The 6,000-nt window shown below is 42.1% G+C and carries 7 protein-coding genes; 6 read left to right on the forward strand and 1 reads right to left on the reverse strand.

Annotated features, from left to right (window positions below; all coding sequences use genetic code 11):
* Positions 1-50: 50 nt before the first annotated feature.
* The 6 genes from ACE04G_RS16365 to ACE04G_RS16390 all read left to right on the forward strand — a co-directional run bounded on the left by ACE04G_RS16365 (position 51) and on the right by ACE04G_RS16390 (position 4,943).
* On the forward strand, positions 51-923 hold the full coding sequence (locus tag ACE04G_RS16365; protein ID WP_221819361.1) for a YitT family protein: 873 nt from the start codon (positions 51-53) through the stop codon (positions 921-923).
* A 248-nt stretch (positions 924-1,171) separates the two neighbouring features.
* A complete protein-coding gene (locus ACE04G_RS16370; protein WP_339308434.1) occupies positions 1,172-1,513 on the forward strand; it encodes a DMT family transporter in 342 nt (113 codons plus the stop codon).
* Positions 1,514-1,515: 2 nt separating this feature from the next.
* A complete protein-coding gene (locus tag ACE04G_RS16375) occupies positions 1,516-1,830 on the forward strand; it encodes a DMT family transporter (protein WP_076212062.1) in 315 nt (104 codons plus the stop codon).
* A gap of 133 nt (positions 1,831-1,963) precedes the next feature.
* Positions 1,964-2,158 carry a hypothetical protein gene (locus ACE04G_RS16380; RefSeq protein WP_221819359.1) on the forward strand — a complete coding sequence of 65 codons (195 nt, stop codon included), beginning with the start codon at positions 1,964-1,966 and terminating at the stop codon, positions 2,156-2,158.
* A 216-nt stretch (positions 2,159-2,374) separates the two neighbouring features.
* Positions 2,375-3,508, forward strand: coding sequence for a serine hydrolase domain-containing protein (locus tag ACE04G_RS16385; RefSeq protein WP_221819358.1), 1,134 nt, complete (start codon positions 2,375-2,377; stop codon positions 3,506-3,508).
* A gap of 292 nt (positions 3,509-3,800) precedes the next feature.
* Positions 3,801-4,943 (forward strand): DUF4309 domain-containing protein, encoded by a 1,143-nt coding sequence (locus ACE04G_RS16390; protein WP_339308437.1) that lies wholly within the window; start codon positions 3,801-3,803, stop codon positions 4,941-4,943.
* Positions 4,944-5,039: 96 nt separating this feature from the next.
* Here the strand turns inward: ACE04G_RS16390 and ACE04G_RS16395 are convergent, their stop codons facing one another.
* Positions 5,040-5,903 (reverse strand): IS3 family transposase, encoded by an 864-nt coding sequence (locus ACE04G_RS16395; RefSeq protein WP_445252513.1) that lies wholly within the window; start codon positions 5,901-5,903, stop codon positions 5,040-5,042.
* Between the last annotated feature and the right edge of the window lie 97 nt (positions 5,904-6,000).

The following is a 6,000-nucleotide window of genomic DNA, read 5'->3' on the forward strand; positions in this document are numbered from 1 at the left end:
TTTGTATTATAGACTATTTTTTATCGGTTGTTCATCAAGGGGGAAATGCAATGCATCAAATCAGAAAACAAAAGTCAAACAAGTTAAAGATCCTCTCCAAAGTATTATTGATTATCATTGGGGGATTTATAACGGCATATGGTCTCGAAGCCATATTGATTCCGAATAATGTCTCAGATGGTGGTGTCACAGGTCTGAGTATCGTAGGATCACAGCTGTTCGGATTACCACTGGGGATGCTCATCGGGATTATTAACATTCCATTTGTGTGGCTCGGGTACAAGCAAATCGGAAAAAGTTTTGCGTTATATTCGATCATCGGTATTGCTTCACTCGCAATCAGCACCAGTCTGATGCACCATGTACCAACCATCATTGAAGGTGATACCTTGCTCGTTACCGTTGTCGGCGGGATTATCATTGGTTTTGGTATGGGACTTGCATTACGTAATGGCGGAGCATTGGATGGCATAGATATGCTGGCAGTACTTCTTTCGCGAAAAGTACCTTTTGGAACCAGTGATCTCATTCTGTTCCTCAACATGTTTGTCTTTATTGTCGTTTCTACCGTGTTTGGCCTGCAAGGCGCGATCTTGTCAGGACTTGCGTATTTTATTGCTTCTAAAGTAATACATATTGTTGAAGAGGGCTTGAGCGGCTCCAAAACGTTTAAAATTATTACGAATCAACCTGAGATTATGGTTGAAACCATTCGGGACCGCTTAGGCCGTGGAGCAACGTATACCGAGGCTTACGGTGGCTACTCGAATGAGCAATTCAAGGAAATTACTTGTGTCATTAACCGGATGGAAGAGAGTAAAATTAAAGATATCATTCACGAAATTGACCCAACTGCCTTTGTAGTTGTATACGATGTAGCTGAAGTAAGAGGCGGCAATTTCAAAAAGAAAGATATTCACTGATACGAAAAACAAAATGAACTTAAACGTGTTAGTCAACCAGGAACTTCTGGTTGGCTTTTTTGTTTGTTCACAGCTAACTTGGAGTTTTAAAAAGCGGATTTCCTTGTTAATTTAATACGAATATTTAAATTTGCAAATGAAATAAAGATGGTTTATTATTATATCAAATGATACAATAAACTATCATTATTTCAAATTAAGTGTTGATCACAAAACAACAACATGAATGCAGAAGAGGAGAATGTTTTATGGCGTGGTTATTTCTTATTCTTGGAGGAATCTTAGAGATAGGTTGGGCATTAGGTTTGTCATTCTCCGATGGTTTTTCGAAAATCGAGATCGTAATCCCCACGGTTATTTTAATGATTGGCAGCTTTTACTTCTTTGCAAAATCCACTAAAATACTTCCTGTATCAACCGCTTATGCGGTGTTTACCGGACTTGGTTCATTTGGAACCGCAATTGTGGGAATGATTTTTTTGGGGGACTCCGTAAGTGCAGTTAAAATCGCGCTGGTCATGATATTAATCAGTTGCATCATCGGTCTGAAATTTGTATCCAATGAACCTAAACAAAAGGCAGGTGTATAGATATGAGTTGGTTTTTCTTAATCTTGGCTGGTTTATTTGAAGTTGGCGGTGTAATATTTCTGAAACTTTCAGATGGATTTACCAAATTGAAACATACATTTACGTTCGCTCTGTTTTTGGGATTAAGTTTTATTTTTCTTTCCCTGTCTTTGAGAGAGATACCAATCAGCATTGGTTATGGAATCTGGACAGGTATCGGGGCATCGGGCAGTGTACTATTAGGAATGTATGTATTCAAAGAGCCCAAAAATGCTAAGAAATTGGCTATCGTTAGTGGGATCATCGTCAGTATTGTGGGATTGAAACTAGTCTCTTAACTGTATAAATTAGCTACACTAACAACGGAACGATATCCATCTCATCTATATTCATGCATAAGTACAGCTCTCTTGTGGAAAACTTCTATAGTGCGAATACAATGCATGATTTCATGTATGGGAGGTTAGCATAGTGACAAAACAGGATCCGCAAGAGCTTTTGAAGCAAAAACATGAACTGGATGAACAAAAAAGACAGTTCACTAATTTTTCGCGGAATATTTCAGGTCATGGTGAGGTTGAAGCTGGTCAAGAGTTCAGTGTTGACCGGGTATCAGATGATCAAAACCGTATGAAATCGGTTGAGAACAAACGCGGCGAAGCCTAAAACGTTACAACATAAGCCGATCCTTTCCTGGATCGGCTTATTCGTGCGCAGCAGTGTGATAAACAAAGAATATGTATTGTAATTGCACATAGAAGAGTATATAGGTGGTGGTCAATCGTTGGAAAAGGTCGTATATTATTAATATGTCGATTGTGGGATTGAATATGGACCACATCGCAAAATGATAAACGATCTTACATAGAAGGACGGGAAAAAATGGATTTTAAACCGCTTGCTTCATTTATCGACCGCATTACATCCTGGCGTGTACCGTGGGCAGAGGTACTGGTTATGCATCGAAATGATACCGTTTTCCATTATCGTAATGGATACGCCAATCTGGAAGAGAAAACACCTATCGGTGATGGAGCGATCTTCAATCTATATTCCATGACCAAAATTATGACCTGCGTGGCAGGGCTGCAACTGGTGGAGAAAGGGGCAATGCTGTTAAGTGATCCCTTGTCTGATTATCTGCCAGAGTATGCTGAGATGACGGTAAAGAAAACGATGCCGAACGGGGAGATCCGACTGGAAAAGGCGACAAGAGCCATTACAGTACGTGATTTGTTCACCATGACTGCCGGGTTCTCGTATGACGTTGGTTGTCCAAGCATTCAAGAAGCTGTAAAAAGCACCGATGGAACATTGCCAACACGTGATTTCGCGAGAGCGCTTGCCAAGGAACCGTTGTTGTTTGAACCAGGGACACACTGGAATTACAGCATGTGTCATGATGTGCTGGGAGCCTTGGTGGAAGTGGTAAGTGGCAAACGCTTTGGTACGTATCTAGGGGACGAAATCACCGGACCACTTGGCATGAACGACACAGCATTCAATCTGAACGATGAGCAGCAGAAGCGCCTGATTCCACAGTATGCTTACAATGATGAGCTTGAAAAGGCTGTACGTTTGGACGGCAATGGATTCCGTGTGGGTACGGAGCTGGAAAGCGGCGGTGCAGGGTTGTTATCAACCGTTAGCGATTATGCACGTTTTCTGAACGCGCTTACTGGGCATGGTACGAGTCCCGAAGGTGTGCGCATTCTGTCACAAGCTTCAGTAGAACTGATGCGAACGGATCACCTGAACGAGATGACTCGTGCTGATTATTCGTGGGATCATATGTATGGATACGGCTATGGACTGGGTGTTCGCACACATATCTCCAAAGCAGGAAGCGGCTCACTGAGTCCAATTGGCGAATTTGGATGGAGTGGCGCTGCTGGTTGTATGGCTATTATGGATCCGGATTCAGAGCTTACAGTTATGTATGCACAGCACCTGCTGAATAGTCAGGAACCATACGTTCAACGACGCTTACGTAATGTGGTTTACTCCTGTCTGTAAATGATATCGTATTCGAAGTTTAAGAGCCGCTAAATAGCGGCTTTTTTATGTTACATGAGTCGAAATCTATTCATTAGATTGTTATTTCTTTATTAGAAACGGTATGTTATCATTCTTAGGAAAATAGTACTAGTAGGAGGATATGCTTATTGAACATGAACCTATATTCATTACATAGTTTGATCAAGGTTACACGCTAGCAAGTACCTGTTTGATTGTTGAGATTGTACACGACTTAAAATTAGAAAAGAACTGTTAGATTTTTATTTTTTTACTCAAAGGAGATTCAATCATGATACACCCTAAACACAACGCAAAATGGGCTTCTCTGGCCCTACTGACTTTAATCGGCTATGTTCTGAGCGCATTGCTTATGCTACCACTCAATGCTGCTGCCAAAGGAGAGCAAATCTCAGCCAAAGAGCTCCAAAGTATGAGTCGGCTTTCATTTACGCTTCGTGATGCCAAGCAAACGGCTTATACCGTTTATATTTTCGCTTATGATGAACAGAAGACCACGCTGACCGAAGAAAATGGTTGGACCAACAATAAAAAAGGCGACAAGAGTTATTCAGGCACGTATCGTGCAGCCTTGCTGAAAAAAGGTGCAGCATACGGAACTGTTCAGGCAGCAAAATTGGATCTGAATACGATTATTTTGCCTCAAACCTGGAACTTCGTTGTGAAAAGCAAAGAGGCCAGTACACCAGACATGCTGATGATCACCGATTGGGGAACTTCTAATTTTAATGAGGTGAAAACGTATATTGTTCGTTCCGGGGAATTGCGCCGTGTAACATATGTCGATAATAAGGGGAAAAAAATCGACGATTCCTACTCTGCAAGCAGAGATGATGGAATCCGTACTCTTTCAGGTGCCCGAGTACAGTTCAAAAATTACAACAACCTTCAATTTGTCTATGGAGTTGATACGTTTAAGCTGAATGTGAACAAATTGGAATTGCGGTTGGAAGATACGCGTAACCTCCGTTCAAAAGCTTGGCCGAACTCGGGTGTTGGTGATCGCGCTTACCTGAAAAGCCTGAAGGAAGCCGCTTTAAAGGGCGTGTTGCCAGGTCGAACGGACGTTAAGATTGGCATGACGCTTCAAAATGCGCAGAAAAAACTTGGGAAACCAACCTCTCGTTCAAACGAGGAATGGGGAGCGTTCTATTATTATTCTAAATTCGGCGTCGGGTTTGATTCATACATGCACGAGCTTACCAACAAATCACGTATTGCCGTTTTTGATTTGTACAATGAAAAGCAAAATCTTTCACCATGGAATGTGAAAATATGGATGGGGAAACCTTCCTCAGAATACTACAATGAAGTCGTTGGTGGTTATGAGATGGTATACCAATTAGGTAATCACGCCATTGTATTTAACTATGAGGAAGAAGAGGACTTGATTGACTTTACGAGTATATATTAAGGTATGACACAGAAGAAACAAAAGTATATCGTATACGAACTTACAAAAAAAGCCGCTGATTGGTCTTACCCCTGTCAAGTAGACAGATGAAAAAAGCTATGCTGCCAGCGCGCATCGATATTCAATCGGTGCGCGCTGTTTGAGTTTGGCTTGAAATCGTCGGTAGTTGTAATGGTACATGTAATCTTCCACGGCTTGTCGAATCTCTGCTTCTGAATTACACTGGTTAAGGTACAGCTTCTCTGTCTTGAGATGCGAAAAGAAGGATTCGATGCATGCGTTATCCAGGCAGGTTGCTTTGCGAGAGTGGCTGCCCTTCACGCCGAATGCTTCTAATCGTGTGTTGTACGCCTGAGACGTGTATTGGAAGCCTTGATCCGAATGGAGCACGGCTTCCGAAACGTCTCTTTTTTGTGTCCATTGTTCCACCGTATCCAATACGAGCTGAACATCGTTCCGTTTAGATAATTGCCAAGCTACAATTTCGTTGTTGAACAAGTCTTGAATGACAGACAGATAAACGAATGTGTTTCCATCCGAAATATAAGTAATATCCGTCACCATTTTTTGCTGGGGTGCTGTGGCATGAAATTTGCGCTTCAGGCGATTCGGATAAATCACAGATGGCGTATAGCTGGACTTCTTCCGCTTCTTACGAATGACCGATTGGATCGATAGTTCCCGCATGATTCGCCATACTTTCTTGTGATTAACGTTCAGACCAGCCTCCCAGAGCGCCGTTGTCATGCGAGGATAACCAAACTCTCGGTTTGCAAAATGAATAGCCATCATGTGTTCTATGATCTCACGATCACGGTCTTGTCTTGCGTCTCGCTGCGGCTGTGTTGCTCGCCATTTGTAATAACTGGAACGGGGTATTCCTGTAATCGATAATAGGCGTGTAATGCTATGCGAGCAGCGCAATTCGTCTATGATATCGTAGTTCTCCCGTTGGCTCAGCGCTTCTCCTTTACTAGATTTGGATACCGCTTTTTTAAATAATCCACCTGTGCTTGAAGGTAGTCACGTTCTTCTTCTACACTGCTAAAGGCAGTAC

The organism is Paenibacillus sp. AGC31, from assembly GCF_057334655.1.

Bases quoted from the DNA above. Each gene is read 5' to 3' on its own strand.
- ACE04G_RS16365 (WP_221819361.1), top strand. From the start codon at position 51: ATGCATCAAATCAGAAAACAAAAGTCAAACAAGTTAAAGATCCTCTCC.
- ACE04G_RS16370 (WP_339308434.1), top strand. From the start codon at position 1,172: ATGGCGTGGTTATTTCTTATTCTTGGAGGAATCTTAGAGATAGGTTGG.
- ACE04G_RS16375 (WP_076212062.1), top strand. From the start codon at position 1,516: ATGAGTTGGTTTTTCTTAATCTTGGCTGGTTTATTTGAAGTTGGCGGT.
- ACE04G_RS16385 (WP_221819358.1), top strand. From the start codon at position 2,375: ATGGATTTTAAACCGCTTGCTTCATTTATCGACCGCATTACATCCTGG.
- ACE04G_RS16390 (WP_339308437.1), top strand. From the start codon at position 3,801: ATGATACACCCTAAACACAACGCAAAATGGGCTTCTCTGGCCCTACTG.